General features: G+C 66.9%; 18 protein-coding genes. 3 read left to right on the forward strand and 15 right to left on the reverse strand.

Annotated features, from left to right (window positions below; genetic code table 11):
* The first annotated feature begins 166 nt into the window (after window positions 1-166).
* Window positions 167-2,131 (forward strand): acetoacetate--CoA ligase, encoded by a 1,965-nt coding sequence (locus tag G3545_RS12460; protein WP_170012993.1) that lies wholly within the window; start codon window positions 167-169, stop codon window positions 2,129-2,131.
* Here the strand turns inward: G3545_RS12460 and G3545_RS12465 are convergent.
* From G3545_RS12465 to coxB, 15 genes are all read right to left on the reverse strand, one after another.
* Window positions 2,128-3,783: an iron ABC transporter permease gene (locus G3545_RS12465; protein ID WP_170018056.1), complete on the reverse strand. Its 1,656-nt coding sequence runs from the start codon at window positions 3,781-3,783 to the stop codon at window positions 2,128-2,130. The genes G3545_RS12460 and G3545_RS12465 overlap by 4 nt on opposite strands.
* A gap of 163 nt (window positions 3,784-3,946) precedes the next feature.
* Window positions 3,947-4,996: an extracellular solute-binding protein gene (locus G3545_RS12470; RefSeq protein WP_170012994.1), complete on the reverse strand. Its 1,050-nt coding sequence runs from the start codon at window positions 4,994-4,996 to the stop codon at window positions 3,947-3,949.
* 361 nt (window positions 4,997-5,357) lie between these two features.
* Window positions 5,358-5,837, reverse strand: a complete 480-nt coding sequence (gene bfr / locus G3545_RS12475; protein WP_170012996.1) for a bacterioferritin — start codon at window positions 5,835-5,837, stop codon at window positions 5,358-5,360.
* 281 nt (window positions 5,838-6,118) lie between these two features.
* Window positions 6,119-6,397 (reverse strand): (2Fe-2S)-binding protein, encoded by a 279-nt coding sequence (locus G3545_RS12480; RefSeq protein ID WP_170012998.1) that lies wholly within the window; start codon window positions 6,395-6,397, stop codon window positions 6,119-6,121.
* 224 nt (window positions 6,398-6,621) lie between these two features.
* Complete coding sequence (locus tag G3545_RS12485; protein ID WP_170013000.1) at window positions 6,622-7,257, reverse strand: GNAT family protein; 636 nt, start codon at window positions 7,255-7,257, stop codon at window positions 6,622-6,624.
* A gap of 27 nt (window positions 7,258-7,284) precedes the next feature.
* Window positions 7,285-8,577, reverse strand: coding sequence for a pitrilysin family protein (locus tag G3545_RS12490; protein WP_170013002.1), 1,293 nt, complete (start codon window positions 8,575-8,577; stop codon window positions 7,285-7,287).
* Window positions 8,574-9,986: a threonine synthase gene (thrC, locus tag G3545_RS12495; RefSeq protein ID WP_170013004.1), complete on the reverse strand. Its 1,413-nt coding sequence runs from the start codon at window positions 9,984-9,986 to the stop codon at window positions 8,574-8,576. Before thrC ends, G3545_RS12490 begins: the two co-directional genes overlap by 4 nt.
* 327 nt (window positions 9,987-10,313) lie before the next feature.
* Window positions 10,314-11,102, reverse strand: coding sequence for an SURF1 family protein (locus tag G3545_RS12500; protein WP_170013008.1), 789 nt, complete (start codon window positions 11,100-11,102; stop codon window positions 10,314-10,316).
* The gene (locus G3545_RS12505) at window positions 11,099-11,530 is read right to left on the reverse strand and encodes a DUF983 domain-containing protein (RefSeq protein ID WP_170013010.1); all 432 of its coding nucleotides are present in this window, start codon (window positions 11,528-11,530) and stop codon (window positions 11,099-11,101) included. The genes G3545_RS12500 and G3545_RS12505 overlap by 4 nt, the downstream gene beginning before the upstream one ends.
* Window positions 11,531-11,620: 90 nt before the next feature.
* The gene (locus tag G3545_RS12510) at window positions 11,621-12,460 is read right to left on the reverse strand and encodes a cytochrome c oxidase subunit 3 (protein WP_170013012.1); all 840 of its coding nucleotides are present in this window, start codon (window positions 12,458-12,460) and stop codon (window positions 11,621-11,623) included.
* Window positions 12,461-12,601: 141 nt separating this feature from the next.
* Window positions 12,602-13,249 (reverse strand): cytochrome c oxidase assembly protein, encoded by a 648-nt coding sequence (locus tag G3545_RS12515; protein ID WP_348644645.1) that lies wholly within the window; start codon window positions 13,247-13,249, stop codon window positions 12,602-12,604.
* A gap of 22 nt (window positions 13,250-13,271) precedes the next feature.
* Window positions 13,272-13,481, reverse strand: coding sequence for a hypothetical protein (locus tag G3545_RS12520; protein ID WP_170013014.1), 210 nt, complete (start codon window positions 13,479-13,481; stop codon window positions 13,272-13,274).
* Between the two features lie 26 nt (window positions 13,482-13,507).
* The gene (locus G3545_RS12525) at window positions 13,508-14,500 is read right to left on the reverse strand and encodes a heme o synthase (RefSeq protein ID WP_170013016.1); all 993 of its coding nucleotides are present in this window, start codon (window positions 14,498-14,500) and stop codon (window positions 13,508-13,510) included.
* A 113-nt stretch (window positions 14,501-14,613) separates the two neighbouring features.
* On the reverse strand, window positions 14,614-16,206 hold the full coding sequence (ctaD, locus tag G3545_RS12530; RefSeq protein ID WP_170013018.1) for a cytochrome c oxidase subunit I: 1,593 nt from the start codon (window positions 16,204-16,206) through the stop codon (window positions 14,614-14,616).
* A 132-nt stretch (window positions 16,207-16,338) separates the two neighbouring features.
* Window positions 16,339-17,205 (reverse strand): cytochrome c oxidase subunit II, encoded by an 867-nt coding sequence (coxB, locus tag G3545_RS12535; protein ID WP_170018058.1) that lies wholly within the window; start codon window positions 17,203-17,205, stop codon window positions 16,339-16,341.
* A gap of 386 nt (window positions 17,206-17,591) precedes the next feature.
* Between coxB and G3545_RS12540 the strand changes: the two genes are divergently transcribed.
* Complete coding sequence (locus G3545_RS12540; protein WP_246702809.1) at window positions 17,592-18,107, forward strand: invasion associated locus B family protein; 516 nt, start codon at window positions 17,592-17,594, stop codon at window positions 18,105-18,107.
* Between the two features lie 13 nt (window positions 18,108-18,120).
* Entirely contained in the window at window positions 18,121-18,738 is a 618-nt protein-coding gene (locus G3545_RS12545) for an HAD-IA family hydrolase (protein WP_170013020.1), read from the forward strand.
* Window positions 18,739-18,773: the final 35 nt, after the last annotated feature.

Genomic DNA, 18,773 nt, shown 5'->3' on the forward strand with positions numbered 1-18,773 from the left:
GGGCTGCCGCAGCGACGTGGAAAAGGCCGCCTGAGGCGCCTGCAACATCATTTTCCACTGTGTCTGTTTGATGGCCTGACAGGAGGCGGCGCGGCGGCTATGAATTTGTCCATACATGTCGTTAATTCCGGGCACTGAAAGACCCGGCGGAATGCTGGAGGAATATATGGTTGCGGACAGCTTGCCGCTTTGGACACCAAGCCCGGAGCGGATCGCCCGCAGTGCTGTCACCGCCCTCATTGGCGATGTGAATCGGCAATACAATACCAAGCTGGGCAACTATCGCGACCTGCACGACTGGTCGGTGACCGAACCCGGTGCTTTCTGGAGCGAGGTGTGGCGCTTCGGTGACGTCATCGGCGACCAGGGCGCCATCCGGCTCACCGACGGCGACAAGATGCCGGGCGCGCATTTCTTCCCCGAGGCGCGACTGAACTATGCCGAGAACCTGCTGCGGCCGCGCGCCGCCGACAGCCTCGCCATGGTGTTCCGCGGCGAGGACAAGGTGGAGCGCCACGTCACCTATGGCGAGCTCGCCGCCCAGGTCTCGCGCCTGCAGCAGGGCCTGCGCGCGCTCGGCGTCGGCGCCGGCGACCGCGTCGCCGCCACTATGCCGAACATGCCGGAAACCATCGCCATCATGCTGGCGGCGACTTCGATCGGCGCGGTGTTCTCCTCCTGCTCGCCGGACTTCGGCGAGCGCGGCATCCTCGACCGCTTCGGCCAGATCGAGCCCAAGGTCTATTTCGCCTGTGACGGCTATTGGTATGCCGGCAAACGCGTCTCCATTGCCGACAAGCTGCGCGCCGTGGCGCCACATATGGGCAGCCTCGCCCGCACCGTCGTGGTGCCCTATCTCGGCGATGCCGCCGAGGTGGCGGCGAGCCTGCCCAACGGCGTCGACCTCGACGGCTTCATCGCGCCATTCGCGGCGCGGGATGTCGAATATGAGCGGCTGCCCTTCAACCACCCGGCCTTCATCCTGTTCTCCTCCGGCACCACCGGCGTGCCGAAATGCATCGTCCATGGCGCCGGCGGCACGCTGCTCCAGCACATCAAGGAGCACCGGCTGCAATGCGACCTGAAGCCGGGCGACCGGGTGTTCTACTTCACCACCTGCGGCTGGATGATGTGGAACTGGCTGGTCACCGGGCTCGCCAGCGAATTGACGCTGTGCCTGTTCGACGGCTCGCCCTTCGCGCCGACCCCGGAGGTGCTGTTCGACTATGCGCAGGCCGAAGGCTTCGCGCTGTTCGGCACCTCGGCGAAGTACATCGACTCGCTGCGCAAGGAAGGCGTGCGCCCCGGTGCGACCCACGATCTCTCGAAGCTCCGGGCGCTGACCTCGACCGGCTCGCCGCTGGCGCCGGAGAGCTTCGCCTATGTCTATGAGGCGATCAAAGAAGACCTGCACCTCGCTTCGATCTCGGGCGGCACCGACATCGTCTCCTGCTTCGTGCTCGGCGACCCGACGGCGCCGGTCTACAAGGGCGAGATCCAGGCCGCCGGGCTCGGCATGGCGATGGATGTGTGGTCCGATGACGGCCAGCCGGTGCGCGAGGAACGCGGCGAACTGGTCTGTACCCGCCCCTTCCCTTCCATGCCGGTGATGTTCTGGAACGACCCCGAAGGCGCGAAATATCACGCCGCCTATTTCGAGCGCTTCCCGAACGTCTGGTGCCATGGCGACTTCGCGGAATGGACGCGGCACGGCGGCATCATCATCCATGGCCGCTCGGACGCCACGCTGAACCCGCAGGGCGTGCGCATCGGCACCGCGGAGATCTACGCCCAGGCCGAGCAGGTGCCGGAGATCGTCGAATCCATCGCCATCGGCCAGGAATGGGACAATGACGTGCGGGTGGTGCTGTTCGTCCGCCTCAAGGAAGGCGCCGAGCTCGACGCCGACCTGGAAAAGCGCATCCGCACCCAGATCCGCGTCGGCGCCAGCCCGCGGCACGTGCCGGCCAAGATCGTGCAGGTGAGCGACATTCCGCGCACCCGCTCCGGCAAGATCACCGAACTGGCGGTGCGCGACGTGGTGCATGGGCGGCCGGTGAAGAACACCGAGGCGCTGGCCAACCCGGAAGCGCTGGAGCTCTATCGCGGGCGGCCGGAACTTGCTTCTTAGGGTGATGCGGGCCGGCTCAACCGCGCCAGCAGGATGACGGGCAGCAGCCCGATCACCACGATAAGCAGGGCGGCGAGTGCGCCGTCCTCATAGGTGCCGCGGGCGGCCTCGCCATAGACGTGGGTGGCCAGCGTCTCGAAATTCAGCGGGCGCAGCATCAAGGTTGCCGGCAGTTCCTTCATGCAGTCGACAAACACCAGCAGCGCGGCGCCGCCGAGCGCCGGGCGCAGCAGCGGCAAATGGATGCGCCGCGCCACGCCGCCGGCGCTCTCGCCGAGGCTGCGCGCCGCCATGTCGAGCGTGACGCCCAGTCTTGCATAGCCGGCTTCCAAGCTACCTATGGGAATGGCGAGAAAGCGGATCGCATAGGCGATGACCAGCGCCGCGCCGGAGCCGGAGACCAGAAGGCCGATCGTCTGGCCGGACAATGCTTGCACCGCCGACGCGATCACATTGTCGAACGCCGCCAGCGGCACCAGCAGGCCGACGGCGAGCACGGTGCCGGGCACCGCATAGCCGAACGAGGCGAGCCGGGCGACCGTGCGGGCTAGTCCCAGGCGCACCGCGACGGTGACGACGAGCCCGCAGCCAAGCGCGAGCGCGGTGCCGAGTGCGGCGAACAGCGCAGTGTTGAGCGCCTCGCTCGCCAGCGCCGGCGAGATGCCGTTGAACCGCCAGCGTTGCAGCGCGGTGTAGACGAGATGGCCGGCCGGCAGCAGGAAGCCGAGCGTCACCGGCAACAGGCAGGCAAGGAACGCCGCGGCGGCTCCACCCCCCGACAACGCGCGGCGGATCGGCGGACGGGTACGGGCGCCGACATTCTCCAGCTTGAGGTGCCGGCGGCCCCAACGCTCGACCAGCACCAGCGCCAGCACGACGAGCAGCACCGCCAGCGCGATCTGCGCTGCGCCGGGCAAGCTGGAGCGGTTCAGCCAGGTGGAATAGATCGATAGCGTGAGGGTCTGCACGCCGAGGAATTCGGAGGCGCCGACGTCGTTCACCGTCTCCATCAAGGCGAGCGTGACGCCGACGGCGATGGCGGGGCGCGCCAGCGGCAGCGCGACATGGGCGAAGCTCTCCCACGCCCCGGCGCCGAGCGTACGCGCGGCATCGAGCGCCGACGCCGTCTGCATCAGGAACGCGGCGCGGGCGGTGATGTAGACATAGGGGTAGAGCACGAGGCCGAGCAGCAGCACGCAGCCCCACAGCGAGCGCACCTCCGGCAAGGGCAGGTCGCGCGGATTGTCCATGCCGAGCAGCGCCCGGATTGAGCTCGGGATCGGCCCCAGCGGATGCACGGCGTCGAGATAGACATAGGCCTGGATATAGGTCGGCACCGCCAGCGGCAGCAGCAGTGCCCATTCGAACAGGCCGCGACCGGGAAAGCGGCACACCGCGACCAGCCAGGCGGTGCCGGTGCCGATAACGGTGACCATCGCGCCGACGCCGAGCACCAGCAGCGCGGTCTGCGTCAGCGCATGCGGCAGCACATTGGCGAGGAGATGCGGCCAGAGATCGCCGCTGCCCTCGCTGGCGATGAGCGCGAGGGCAAGGATCGGCGCCAGCACCGCGGCTGCGATTGCGAGCGCGGCGAGATGGAGGGTGCGGTTTTGGAGGGGAAGGCGACTCGGGAGGGAACGGGCGCCGATCATGCTCGCCATGAGAAGCCGGTCCGCCTTCTATTCCCTCTCCCCGATGGGGAGAGGTGGCCCGCGAAGCGGGTCGGTGAGGGGGAGCACGATTGCGAAGCGTCGAAGACCCCTCACCCCAGCCCTCTCCCCGACGGGGAGAGGGAGGTGGCCCCCGCGCAGTTCGTCAATTGTCGAACCCGACCTTGTCGGAGAGGTCGGCCGCGGCCTTGCGGGCCTTGGCGACGGCGACGAGGTCGACATTGTCCACATTCAGCGGGCCGAGCGCGGCGATGATGGGATCGACCGGGGCTTCCGGCACCACCGGATATTCGAAATTGCCGCGGGCATAGAGGTCCTGCGCCTCGGGCGAGACCAGGTACTCCAGCAGCTTCACGGCATTGGCCTTGTTCGGCGCGTTCTTCGCCACCGAGGCGCCGGAGACGTTCACATGGGTGCCGCCACCCTCGAAGGTCGGCAGCACGACATTGATCGCCGCCGCCCACTTCTCCTGGTCCGGGCCGCCCTTACCGGAGCGCATCAGGCCGACATAATAGGAATTGCCGATGCCGAGATCGCAGATGCCGCCGAGGATGTCGCGGGCGTTCTCGCGGTCGCCGCCGGCCGGCTTGCGGGCCAGATTGGCCTTCACGCCCTTCAGCCATTCCTCGGCCTTCGCCTCGCCGTGATGCACGATATAGGCCGCGATCAACGCGGTGTTGTAGGGGTGCTTGCCGGAGCGGATGCAGAGCTTGCCCTTCCACTTCGGATCGGCGAGCCCCTCATAGGTAAGCGCGGTGTCCTTCACCCGGTCCTTGGAGACATAGACCAGGCGGGCGCGGGTGGAGAGCGCGAACCACGAGCCATCGGCGGCGCGCAGATTGGCCGGGATCGCCTTCACCAGCACGTCCGACGTCACCGGCTGGGTGATGCCCTGGTCGACCACGTCGAGCATGTTGCCGATATCGACGTTCATCAGCACGTCGGCCGGCGAGGCGGTGCCCTCGGTCTTCACCCGCTCGGCGAGGCCCTTCTCGACGAACACGGTGTTCACCTTGATGCCGGTCGCCTTGGTGAAGCCTTCGAACAGCGGCTTGGCGAGCCCGGGCTCGCGCGTGGTGTAGATATTGACGACCTCTTCCGCCGTGGCGGCGAGCGGGGCGAGGCCGAGGCCGGCGATCAGGCCGGCGGCGAGCACGGCGCGCCGGGCAGGGCGATGCAGCGGGGCACGGGTCATTGGCAAATACTCCTGCGTTCGGCGCCGGCCACGTCGCACGATCGACGGGCTCGCAGCGGCTTCAAGCACAGGCTTGGGCTAGTGGCTGAGTTACCTTGCGTCAATAAAAAGCTTTGTCAGGGCAACATCTTAGATTTATTCTAATTAAGAGCTTTCGTGCGTGTATGGAGTTTCCGCTATTGCTTGAGCATCCTTCGAGGCCCGGCTTCGCCGGGCACCTCAGGATGAGGTTCATCTGAAAGAACAACCTCATCCTGAGGTGCGAGCGTAGCGAGCCTCGAAGGATGCTCGTCCCAAGCATCACCCCAAACAAAAAGGCCGGCCTTGCGGCCGGCCCTTCGATCCGCAATCGGAGGCAGGTTCAGTCGTCCAGCTCGCCGATATGGTGCTGGGCGTAGAGCTGCAGGCCGAGATCCTTGATGAGGTCGAGCTGGGTCTCGAGGAAGTCGATATGGCCTTCCTCGTCCGTCATCAGCGCCTTGAACAGGTCGCGGCTCGGATAGTCCTGCACCGTCTCGCAATAGGTGGCGGCTTCCTGATAGAGCGCGCGCGCCTCGACCTCGGCGGCGAGGTCGCACTCGATGACTTCCTTGACGTTCTGCCCGATGCGCAGCGGATCGAGCACCTGGAGGTTGGGGAAGCCTTCGAGGAACAGGATGCGGTCGATGAAACGATCCGCGTGGTGCATCTCCTCGATCGACTCGGCCCGCCACTTGGAAGCCAGCTTCTTGTAGCCCCAGTTGTCGAGCATGCGGAAATGCAGCCAGTACTGGTTGATCGCCGTCAGCTCCGAGCGGACGCCGCGATTGAGGTAGTCTATGACCTTGGGATCGCCCTTCATGGCTGCGACCTCTCCCTGAGTTATGGTGCCCGGAGTTTTTAGAATAATTCCAAATGAGGTGCAAGGCGCAGTTTGGGGCGGCGCCGGATTGTGCGGAGAAATCGGGCGCATTCGGCTCTTGCAGCCATCATCCTGGACCGCCGCAGGCCGATCCCGGATCGCAGGAAGGTGATGTGCGGGATTTCATGCGATCCCGGCTCTACGGCTGCGCCGGAGCCTGTCCTCGGGCTTGCCAGAGGCAAGACCCGTGGGGCCGGGATGCCGCCAACTGGAAGGAGAATCTACTCCGCCGCGATGGCGAGAGGATGCACGTGCTCGTGCGGCTGCGCGTGCTCGTGGGAATGGACGTGCGCGACCGGGCACTCCAGCGGGCAGGCGCCGCAGCCGGCGCCCAGCGCCTGGTCGATGATGCCGCGAATGGTGCGCGCGCAGCGCCCGCATTGCGGGCTGCAGCCGAGGCAGCGATAGACTTGGCCAGCGGTGCGCACGCCCGCATCCGGGTTCGCGACCGCGTCGCGCACCTGACGATCCGACAGCACGTTGCAGGAACAGACGATCATCGAGACGCAAAACCGAAAGTGATCAGCTCTTTAGAATTGCTCTAAAGTTGTGCCTTCTCTTTGTTTCTCGCGCTATTGGGCGTCGACGTCAACCGGCAAAAAGCAATGGTGCGATAGGTTGGGGCGATTATTCACGCATCCGTGCTTCAATGTTTTTATCTATTCTAGACTGGGCGGCCGGCTTTGCATGACATCACTGCAAAACGGCACGGACGGCGGCCCGCTTATTTGGAAGCGCTCAAAACTGGAGCACCCAAGGGACGCGGTCGAATCGGGGGAATGGCGTCGCTGCTCAGCCGCGCGAACAACAGATGGTCCTGCCACACGCCATTGATGCAGAGATATTCCCGCCCATAACCTTCGCGCACGAAGCCGGCGCTCTCCAGCAGGCGGATGGAGGGGACATTGCTTGGCAGGCACGCCGCCTCGATGCGCCGCAGCCCCAGCGAGCCATGGGCGAAGGGCAGTAGCGCGCCGACCGCAGCGCTCATATAGCCGCGGCCGGCATGGGGGGCGCCCATCCAGTAGCCGAGGCTCGCGGTCTGCGCGACGCCGCGCCGCACGTTCGACAGCGTTAACCCGCCGAGCAGCATGCGATCGACCGAGCGGAAGATGAGGAAGGGATAGGCCTGGTCCTCGCGGGCATCGCGCACATAACGCCGCACGCGGCGGCGGAAGGCGCCGCGGGTAAGGTCATGCACCGGCCAGACCGGCTCCCATGGCGTGAGAAACGCCCGGCTCTGCTCGCGCAGCGCCGCCCAGGCGGCATAGTCCGCCATTTGCGGGGCGCGCAACACGACCCCGGCACCTTCGATGAGCGAGGGCGGATCAGGCCAGGCGACGGTGCGGAACAGAGCCATGCGACATTGCCGTGACGGCGCTTCCCCTTACGCCGCTTTCCGTTCCAGACGTTCCGCGATGCGTGCGGCAGATTCAAGGGCCTTGCCGGGGCCAAGCGCGGTGAAGGTCGGCCGGCCGCGCGCCAGCAGCGCCTTGCCGGCGGCCCGGGCATCCTCCAGCGTCACCGCCTCGACCTTGCCGACGATCTCCTCCAGCGGGATCGGCCGGCCGAACACCAGCATCTGCCGGGCAAGCTGGTCGGCGCGGGCGCCGGAGCTCTCCAGCGCCGCCAGCAGGCCGACCTTGGCCTGCGCCTTGGAGCGCTTCAGCTCGACCTCGGTCAGGCCGTCGACCGCACCCTGGACCTGCTCGGTGACGACATCGACCAGTTCGCCGACATCGCCGGCGTCGGTGCCGGCATAGACGCCGAACAGCCCGGTGTCGTTATAGGCCCAGTGGAAGGAATAGACTGCGTAGCACAGGCCACGCGCCTCGCGCACTTCCTGGAACAGCCGCGAGGACATGCCGCCGCCCAGCGCATTGGTGAAGACCTGCAGCGCATGGATGCCGGGATCGCGATAGGACAGGCCTTCCAGCCCGATCAGCAGATGCGCCTGTTCGAGCTCGCGTCCGCCGCCGAGCTTGATGCCGCCCTGATAGGCCGCGATCACCGGCGAGGGCTTGGCCTCCGGCTTGAAGCTGCCGAGGTTCTTCATGGTCTCGGCGACGACCTCGTCGTGATCGACCGCGCCGGCCGCGGCGACGATGGCGCGGGGCCCGCGATAATTGCGCCCGAGATAGGTGCGCAGCTTGTCCGGGCTGAAGGAGCGCACCGTCTCCGGCGTGCCAAGGATGGAGCGGCCGATCGGCTGGCCGGGGAAGGCACGCTCCTGGAACAGGTCGAACACCAGATCGTCCGGCGTATCGAGCGCGGCACCGATCTCCTGGACGATGACATTATGCTCGCGCGTCAGTTCCTCCGGATCGAAGGCCGGCGCGGTGAGGATGTCGCTCAGCACGTCCAGCGCCAGCGGCACGTCCTCGCCGAGCACGCGGGCGTTATAAGAGGTGTGCTCGACGCTGGTGGCGGCATTGATGTCGCCGCCGACCGCCTCGATCTCCTCGGCGATGGCGCGGGCGGAACGGCGCGCCGTGCCCTTGAAGGCCATGTGCTCCAGCAGATGCGAGATGCCGTGCTCGTCCGCCTCTTCGTCGCGCGAGCCGGCGCCGACCCACACGCCGAGCGAGGCGGTGGCGAGGTGGCCCATGGCGTCGGTGATGACGGTGACGCCATTCTCCAGCACCGTGATGCGGGGTTCGGCCTTGAGTTCAGGCTTCATGCGGCGGTCTCCGAGGCCGCGCGGGCATGAGCGGCGATATAAGCTTCAATCGCATTGATATCATTCGGCAAGGTCGGCGTACGCTCGGGCCGCTCCATCAGGTCGGCGAGGTGCGCCGGCAGTGCCGGGCGCTCGCCGCAGGCGCGTTCCACCGCATCCGGGAACTTGGCGGGATGGGCGGTCGACAGCACCACTTGCGGGATGTGCGGATCGTGCTTCGCACGCTCGGCCACCGAGACCGCGACCGCGCTGTGCGGATCGAGCAAATAGCCGGTGTCACGCCGCACCCGGGCGATGGTCTCGGCGGTCTGCGCCTCGTCGGTGCGGCCGGCGTCGAACTCGGTGCGGATCGCCTCCAGCGCGCGGTTCGGCGGCGAGAAGGCGCCGGACTGGGTGAGCGAGGCCATCAGGCCGCGCAGCGCGCCGGCGTCGCGGTCCAGCGCCTCGAACAGCAGGCGCTCGAAATTCGAGGAGACCTGGATGTCCATGGAAGGCGAGGAGGACGGCACCACGCCCGTCACCTCATAGCGCCCGGACGACAGCGTGCGGGCAAGGATGTCGTTGACATTGGTGGCGATGACCAGCCGGTCGACCGGCAGGCCCATGCGCTTGGCGACATAGCCGGCCAGCACGTCCCCGAAATTGCCGGTCGGCACCACGAAGGAAACCGGGCGGTGCGGACTGCCGAGCGCGGCGCCAGCCACGAAATAATAGACCACCTGCGCGACGATGCGCGCCCAGTTGATCGAGTTCACCCCCGCCAGGGCCAGCCGGTCGCGGAAGGCATGGTGGTTGAACATCGCCTTCACATGGGCCTGGCAATCGTCGAACGTGCCTTCCACCGCGATGGCGTGGACATTGGGGCTGTCCACCGTCGTCATCTGCCGGCGCTGCACCTCGGAGACGCGCCCCGCCGGATAGAGGATGAAGACATCGGTGCGGGCGCTGGCGCGGAACGCATCGATCGCGGCGCTGCCGGTGTCGCCCGAAGTGGCACCGACAATGGTGGCACGCGTGCCGCGCTCGGCCAGCACATGATCCATCATGCGGCCGAGCAGTTGCATAGCCACGTCCTTGAAGGCGAGCGTCGGGCCGTGGAACAGCTCCAGCACGAAGCGGTTCGGCGCGATCTGCACCAGCGGCGTCACCGCCTCATGGCGGAAGCTCGCATAGGCCTCGTCCAGCATCGGCTTCAGCACCGCGGGCGCGAACGCCGCGTCGGTGAAGGGAGCGATGATGCGATGGGCAATGTCGGCATACGGCTTGCCGGCAAGGCGCGCGATCTCATCCGGGCGCAGCGCCGGATAGGCTTCGGGCAGATAGAGTCCACCGTCGCGGGCGAGACCGGCGAGCAGCGCGTCGGAAAAAGCGAGGACAGGCGCCTCGCCGCGTGTGGAAACGTAGCGCAACGGCGCCTCCTGGATCACGTCCTATGAATGTGGATCGCGCCGCTCCAAATTCATAGGACGTGGTCGATTCTATAAGTCGAAGCATGGCGCCGAAAACCGCTTCGCACGTTTCGGCGCCATGCGTCGGGGAAAGTCGCGGCAAACTAGTTGCGGCGGGGGTTTGAAGCAAGGCGGATGGCCTGGCGTCAAGACAGGCCGTCAACCTGGCCGGATCCTTCGAGGCTTGGGCTTTGCCCGAGCACCTCGGGATGACGTCGCTTTCCAGATACCACGTCATCCTGAGGTGCGAGCGGTAGCGAGCCTCGAAGGATGCTCAAGCCCAGCGCCTCACTCCGATGCCGTCAGGCCCGCCGTCCCCTCGTCGTCTCGCGGGCGCCGCAGCCGGGCGAAGGCGAAGGCGGCGAACACGCCGACCAGCGTCGCGGCGAGGCCGAACCAGGTGAGGGCATATTCCAGATGGCGGTTCGGGAAGGTCACCTTCGTCAGCCCGCCGACCGGCAGGCCGCCGGGGTTGGGCGTCGCATCGGCGTCGATGATGAACGGCGCCACCCGCAAAAGCCCCTTCGCCGCGGCGATGGCGTCGGGGTCGCGGGTGTACCAGGTATCCTTGGCCGGGTCGTTCTCGGGCGTGAACAGCCCCTCCTCCTCCGGCATGCGCAGCAGGCCGGTGATCGTCATCGGCCCATCGACCTGGCCCTCCAGCCGGGTGGCGGGCGCCTTGCGATCCAGCGGGACGAAGCCGCGATTGACGAGGATGGCGGCGCCGTCCGGCTGCACCAGCGGCGTCAGCACCCAATAGCCGGGGCCACCACCGGAACCGTCCGGGGCGGCGTCGATCAGTGCATAGACCTGCACTTCCTTGTCATTGTGCAGCCGACCGGTCGCGGTGACATGGCGGTATTCATCGGCGTCATAGGTCACGCCGGACCAGTCCGGCTCGGCTGGGGCCGGCTGGGCCGGCTGATGCACCCGCGCCTCGACGGTGGCGATGAGCCCCTGTTTCCAGGCGAGGCGCTCAAGCTGCCAGGCGCCGAGCCCGATGAGGATGGCAAGGCACGGCAGCACCAGCAGCGCCGGCGCCAGCAGCGAACGCAGCGCCGCGCCGCGCGTGCTCACGCATCACCCTTGCTGGGTTCACCGGTATCGAGACGTCCCGTATCGAGACGTCCCGTATCGAGACGTCCCTCTTGCGCGCGCTTGGAATATTGCAGCGCGATCAAGGTCGCTTTCAGCGGCCGCAGCAGGCCGAGCGTCGAGATCAGCACCAGCGGGGTCCACAACAGCGCGTGCACCCAGAAGGGTGGCGACCAGGTGAGCTCGACCCACAAGGCGAGGCCGACCACCAGCGAGCCGGCGGCGAGGATGATGAACACCACCGGACCGTCGCCGGAATCGTCGAAGCTGTAGTCGAGCCCGCAGCTCTGGCAGCTCGGGGCGACATGCAGGAAGCCATCGAACAGCTTGCCGCGGCCGCAGCGCGGGCAGCGGCAGGAAAGACCGGCGGCATAAGGCGATACGCCGGTGTGATAGGGCTGGAGATCCATGCGCGCTGTTCTACTCCTCGATGGAAGCAGCGCAAACGAAAACGGGGCGGCTGATAGCCGCCCCGCTTGAACTGATCGCGAGCTTTATCTTCAGTGTGCCGAGGGCACGCCGCCGCCCCACACATAGATGAAGGTGAAGAGGAACAGCCACACCACGTCGACGAAGTGCCAGTACCAGGCGGCCGCCTCGAAGCCGAAATGATGCGTCGGGGTGAAGTGCCCGGCGTAGAGCCGGCCGAGGCACACTGCGAGGAAGATGGTGCCGACGATGACGTGGAAGCCGTGGAAGCCGGTCGCCATGAAGAAGGTGGCGCCGTAGATGTTGCCGGAGAACGAGAAGGTGGCGTGGCTGTACTCGTAGGCCTGGCAGATCGAGAACAGCACGCCGAGGATCACCGTGCACCACAGGCCCCACTTCGCCGACTGGCGATCGCCATGCACGAGGGCGTGGTGGGCCCAGGTGAGCGTGGTGCCGGAGGTGAGCAGGATCAGCGTGTTGAGCAGCGGCAGGTGCCAGGGATCGAAGGTCTCGATGCCCTTGGGCGGCCAGTGCCCGCCGGTGAACTCGGCGCGGGTGAAGTTGATCGCCTCGCCGGCATAGATGGAGGCGTCGAAGAAGGCCCAGAACCAGGCGACGAAGAACATCACCTCGGAGGCGATGAACAGGATCATGCCATAGCGGTAGCTGAGCTGCACGACCCGCGTATGCAGGCCCTTGTATTCGGCCTCGCGGATGATGTCCCGCCACCAGGCCACCATGGTGTAGATGACGCCGGCGAGACCGGCGAGGAACACCAGCATGGTGAGCTGGCCGTGCATCCAGAACACGGCGCCGACCGCCATGATGAAGGCGAACACCGACACGACGAACGGCCACGGGCTCGGATCGACGATGTGGTAGTCGTGGTGCTTGGCGTGGGCCTCGGCCATGGGTCGCGCTCTCCGTTCCGTCTCTTCTCTAGCGGGCCGTCCCGGCGGCCGCAATGTGTCGAACTGCCCTTGCTACCCGCGTCACAGAAGCGCGTATCCCAAGGATCACCAGAGGGCCCTGGGTCACAAGGGGGCCTTGGGTCACAAGGGGGCCTTGGCCGGCGGGGTCGAGGCCGCCTCGCCCGACGCCACGGGCGCGGCTTTGGCGAAGAAGGTGTAGGATAAGGTGATGGACTTCACCCCCGCCATCTCCGAATCGTCGGCCATCGACGGATCGACGAAGAAGACGACCGGCATCTCCACGCTCTCGCCCGGCTTCAGTGTCTGCTCCGTGAAGCAGAAGCACTGCAGCTTGTTGAAATAGGAGCCGACCGCGCCGGGCGTGACATTGTAGGTCGCGGTCCCGGTGGTCGGCGTCGAGCCGCGATTGGTGACGCGGAAATAGGCGAGCTTGGTCTCGCCGAGCCGGACCTGCACCGAGCCGACATCCGGCTGGAAGTTCCAGGCCAGGCCGGGCGCGACGTTGGAATCGAACCGCACCTGCACGGTGCGCGCCAGTTCCTTTTCCGGCGCCTTGGTGGCGACGCGGGTGGTACCGGCAAAGCCGGTGACCTGGCAGAGCATCTGGTAGAGCGGAACCGCGGCATAGGCGGCGCCGACCATGGCGACGACGAACGCGGCGCAGGCCAGGCCCACCAGCCGATGGCGACCGGCCGAGGCGACGGGCGCGCGAGGCGCCGCATGCGGGGCCTCTGTGGGGGCGGCGTCGGGGGGCATCTCTTCGCTCATCGCTTCCTCACACGGCTCCGTCTCACATCGGCCGGTTCAGGACGACGCCCGGGCCGAGCTTGACGATGGTGACGATGTAGAACAGCAGGCACAGCGCGCCGAGGGTGAGCGCGATGGCACGCGAGCGGGCGCGGCGGCGGCGCTGCTGCACGTCGGTCAGCGTCACATAGTCGACGATCTCGATCTCGTGCGGGTTCTTCGGCTCGCGCTTGGTGGTGTCGTTGTCGGTCATGGCGGTCCCCGCGGTCAGCATGGCGCTCACAGCCCCAGGCCGGCCGGCACCTTCACCGCTTCCATGAGGAGCACGGCGAAGAGCAGGAAGAGATAAAGGATGGAGAAGGCGAAGAGCCGCTTGGCGGCCTGGTCAGCCCGGGCGCCCTCGCGGCGGCGGAACACCTGCCAGGCCAGCAGCAGCATGATGGCTCCGGTGCCGATGGACACTGCGCCATAGGCCAGCCCGGCCATGCCGAGCGCGAAGGGCGAGACGGCGAGCGGCACCAGCACCAGCGTGTAGATCAGGATCTGCCGACGCGTCTCGTCGGCCCCGGAGACCACCGGCAGCATCGGCACGCCGGCGCGGGCATAGTCGCCGGTCTTGTAAAGCGCCAGCGCCCAGAAGTGCGGCGGCGTCCAGAAGAAGATGATGAGGAAGAGCAGCACGCTCTCCAGCCCGATGCCGCCCGAGGCCGCCGCCCAGCCGACCATGGGCGGGAAGGCGCCGGCAGCGCCGCCGATGACGATGTTCTGCGGCGTCGTGCGCTTCAGCCACATCGTGTAGACGACGGCATAGAAGAAGATGGTGAAGGCGAGCAGCGCCGCGGACAGCACGTTCACCAAAAGGCCGAGCACCACCACCGAGCCGACCGCGAGCGTCATGCCGAAGGCCAGCGCCTCGCCGGGCGTGACCCGGCCAGCCGGCACCGGGCGGGCGCGGGTGCGCGTCATCAGCGCGTCGATATCGGCATCCCACCACATGTTAAGCGCGCCCGAGGCGCCGGCGCCGATGGCGATGCACAGCAAGGCGGTGAAGGCGATCACCGGATGCACGTCGCCCGGCGCCCGCACGATGCCGACCAGCGCGGTGAAGACGACCAGCGACATGACCCGCGGCTTCAGCAGCGCGACATAGTCGGCGACAGAGGCGAGCGAGGGGGCGTCCGCAAGCCCGGCCGAGCCCGCGAGCGACGACATCTGCGCGGGCTCGGCCTGCGTTCCGGTCAGTTCGTATTCGCGTGAGGCGACGTCACTCATCATGCGCTCCGGCGCGGCAGCCCCCTCTTCAGGAGGGTTTGGAGGCCGCGCTCCTCATTATGCGACCGGCGCGGCGAGGCCGCGCCGGTAGAATATTAGCACGGACTACCGCTTCACTTGATACGCGGCAGCACGTCGAAGTGGTGGAACGGCGGCGGCGAAGGCAGCGTCCATTCCAGCGTGGTGGCACCGGCGCCCCACGGATTGTCGCCCGCGGGCACCTTGGCGGCGAACATGCGGTAGATGCCGAACAGGAACACCAGCACCGCGAAGCCCGAAATATAGGAGCCGATCGAGGAGATGAGGTTCCAGTGGTAGAAGGCATCGGGATAGTCGGCATAGCGGCGCGGCATGCCGGCGAGGCCGAGGAAGTGCTGCGGGAAGAACACCAGGTTCACGCCGATGAAGGTGAGCCAGAAGTGCGTCTTGCCGATGGTCTCGGAGTACATGTAGCCGAACATCTTCGGCGCCCAATAGTACCAGCCGGCGAAGATGGCGAACACCGCGCCGAGCGACAGCACGTAGTGGAAGTGCGCCACCACGTAATAGGTGTCGTGCAGCGAGCGGTCGATGCCCGCATTCGAGAGCACGACGCCGGTGACACCGCCGACCGTGAACAGGAAGATGAAGCCGATCGCCCACAGCATCGGGGTGCGGAAGGAGAGCGAGCCGCCCCACATGGTGGCGATCCAGGAGAAGATCTTCACCCCGGTCGGCACCGCGATGATCATGGTGGCGGCGACGAAATAGGCCTGGGTCGAAGCGGACAGGCCGACCGTGTACATGTGGTGCGCCCACACCACGAAGCCGACCACGCCGATTGCCACCATCGCATAGGCCATGCCGAGATAGCCGAACACCGGCTTCTTCGAGAAGGTCGAGATGATGTGCGAGACGATGCCGAAGCCCGGCAGGATCAGGATGTAGACTTCCGGGTGGCCGAAGAACCAGAACAGATGCTGGAACAGGATCGGATCACCGCCGCCGGCCGGATCGAAGAAGGTAGTGCCGAAATTGCGGTCGGTCAGCAGCATGGTGATGGCGCCGGCGAGCACCGGCAGCGACAGCAGCAGCAGGAAGGCGGTGACCAGCTGCGACCAGGCGAACAGCGGCATCTTGTGCAGCGTCATGCCCGGGGCGCGCATGTTCAGGATGGTGGTGATCAGGTTGATCGCGCCGAGGATCGAGGAAGCGCCGGCAAGGTGCAGCGACAGAATCAGCAGATCCATCGCCGGGCCGGGGTGGCCGAGCTTCGAGGAGAGCGGGGGATAGATGGTCCAGCCGCCGCCGAAGCCGTTGGAGCCGGCAGCGCCTTCCACGAACAGCGACAGGATGGCCAGGCCGAAGGACGGCGGCAGCAGCCAGAAGGCGACGTTGTTGATGCGCGGGAAGGCGGTGTCCGGCGCGCCGATCATCAGCGGCACGAAATAGTTGCCGTAGCCGCCGATCATCGCCGGCATCACCATGAAGAAGATCATGATGAGGCCGTGGCCGGTGGTGAACACGTTGAAGGTCTGCGGATCGGAGAAGATCTGCATGCCCGGTTCCATCAGCTCCAGACGGATGCCGATGGAGAGGGCGCCGCCCACGACCCCCGCCACGATGGCGAAGATCAGGTACATCACACCGATGTCCTTGTTGTTGGTCGAATAGACCCAACGCTTCCAACCCGTCGGGTCGCCCGCGTGACTGGCTGCATATGCCATGGCACCGTCCCTCATCCGCACGCTCGCGCGCGCTCGACCTTCAACTCACTTCGCGGCCGCCCGGCGACGGCCTGAATTCACTTCCGGCCGCCGATGGCGGCGACCGTCTTTTGCGACCGTCCCGGTCAGCCCTCAGCGTGCCGCTGGCAGCGCCGCGCCGTCGTCATTCTGCGCCAGCGCCGGACGCGGGGCATCGGTCGCCGCGAACTTCTTCTTGGCCTGCTCGACCCAGGTGGCGAACTCGGCCTCGCTGACGACGCGGATGGCGATCGGCATGAAGGCGTGGTCCCTGCCGCACAGCTCGGAGCACTGGCCGTAGAACATCCCTTCCTTCGTCGCCTGGAACCAGCTCTCATTGAGGCGGCCCGGCAGGGCGTCGATCTTCACGCCGAAGGACGGCATGGCGAAGGAATGGATGACGTCGGCCGCGGTGACCTGCACGCGCACGATCTTGCCGACCGGCACCACCACCTCGTTGTCGACGCTGAGCAGGCGCGGCTGGCCCGGCTTCAGGTCGGCTTCGGCGACCAGCAGGCTGTCGAAGCTGAAGGCGCCATTGTCGGGATATTCATAGGACCAGTACCACTGGTGGCCGGTGATCTTCACCGTCATGTCCGCCTTCGGAATGTCCAGCTCGAGGAAGAGCAGGCGGAAGGACGGGATGGCGATGGCCACCAGGATCAGCACCGGCACCACGGTCCACGCCACCTCGATGAGGGTGTTGTGCGTGGTGCGCGAAGGCACCGGGTTGGCCTTCTCGTTGAACTTCAGCGCCACCACCGCGAGCAGGCCGGCCACGAGCAGCACGACGGCGAAGATGATGACGAGCAGGAAGGCATGGAAGGAGTGGATGCTCTCCATCACCGGGGAGGCCGCACCCTGGAAATTGATCTGCCAGTCCGAGGGCTGGCCGGTGCCGGCGAAGGCCGAGGCGGCGCCCGAAACCAGCGCAGCGGTTGCAGCGAGCAGCATGCCGACGAAGCCCGCGCCAGCGCGCATGACGTTGCTGATCCACGACTTCATCGCGATCCTCACTCCCCTCGAACTCCCCTGCGTCACCGGTCGCACCAAGGCGCCGTAGCCGGCCGGGCCGGCGGCAATCGACCCCCATCAAACACAAAATGGCACCCCGAGCAACGAGACAACGGCCCTCGGCTCTGCGACAAGACGTCGGGTGCCTGGAACCATTCTATCTGCTGGGGCGGCTGGAATGCGCCCTATTCTTGACATCAGGCGCACGCGTTGTACGCCCTTCTCCGTAGGGGCCGCGTGGGACTGCCGACCGCGATTCGAATCCGCGGCGGTACCGGCCTGCGCAGCCCTCGGCCCAAGCTCTGCCTTGCGGCCATCTCGCCTTGCTTCGCGCCTATCTCGGGAGACAACCGATGCGCCGGATACCCTGTTTCCGCCTGCTCGCCTCGGCGGCATTGGGGCTTGTATGGCTCGCCGCCGGCGCGGCCGGAGCACACGCCCAGGGCGTGGTGCGCTCGGTCCATGGCGAGTGGCAGATACGCTGCGACACCCCGCCCGGCGCCCAGGCCGAGCAGTGCGTGCTGCTGCAGAGCGTCCAGGCCGAGGACCGGCCGAATGTCGGCCTCACCGTCATCGTGCTGAAGACCGCCGACAAGCAGAGCCGCCTCTTGCGCGTGCTCGCCCCGCTCGGCGTGCTGCTGCCCTCCGGTCTCGGGCTGAAGATCGACAATGTCGATGTCGGCCGTGCCGGCTTCGTGCGCTGCGTGCCGAATGGTTGCGTCGCCGAGGTGGTGATGGACGACAAGCTGGTCGGCCAGCTCCGCCAGGGGCAGAACGCCACCTTCATCATCTTCCAGACCCCGGAAGAGGGCATCGGCATTCCGCTCAGCCTCAAGGGCTTCGGCGAAGGCTACGACAAGCTGCCCTGACCGGGAGGCTGCAATGGCGCCTCCGCCTCCCCGCCTCGTCATCTTCGACATGGACGACGTGCTGGTGCGCTACGATCCGGACGTGCGCCGCGCCGCCATGGGCGCGCTCGCCGGGCTCAGCGCCGGCGATGTCGAGCGCCTCATCTGGGACAGCGGCATCGAGGATGCCGCCGACATGGGCGCGCTCTCCTCCGATGGCTATCTCGGCGCCGTCAGCCACGCGCTCGGCGTGCCGTTCGGCCGCCGGCAATGGCTGGAGACGCGGCGCGTGGCGATGCGGCTCGATCCGGACACCCCGGCACTGGCGCGGCGCGTCGGCGAGCGGGCGCGGCTCGCCCTGCTCACCAACAACGGCTACCTGATGCGCGAGCACTTCGACGCTCTGGTGCCGGAGCTGCGCGCCATCTTCGGCGCGGCCATGCATGTCGCCGCCGAGTTCGGCACCAAGAAGCCGGATCCGGACATCTACCGCCGCCTCGCCGCCCTGCATGGCGCCGCCCCCCACGAGGCGATGATGATCGACGACAAGCCGGGCCACGTTGCCGGCGCGCGCAGTGCCGGGCTGGAAGGCCACGTCTTCACCGGCCTTGAAGGACTGAGGGAACGCCTGCAGGCACTGCGGCTGGTCTGACACTCTCTATATATAGAGTGTACGGCACGCTGCCG

The organism is Starkeya sp. ORNL1, assembly GCF_012971745.1.
Classification (GTDB): Bacteria; Pseudomonadota; Alphaproteobacteria; order Rhizobiales; family Xanthobacteraceae; genus Ancylobacter.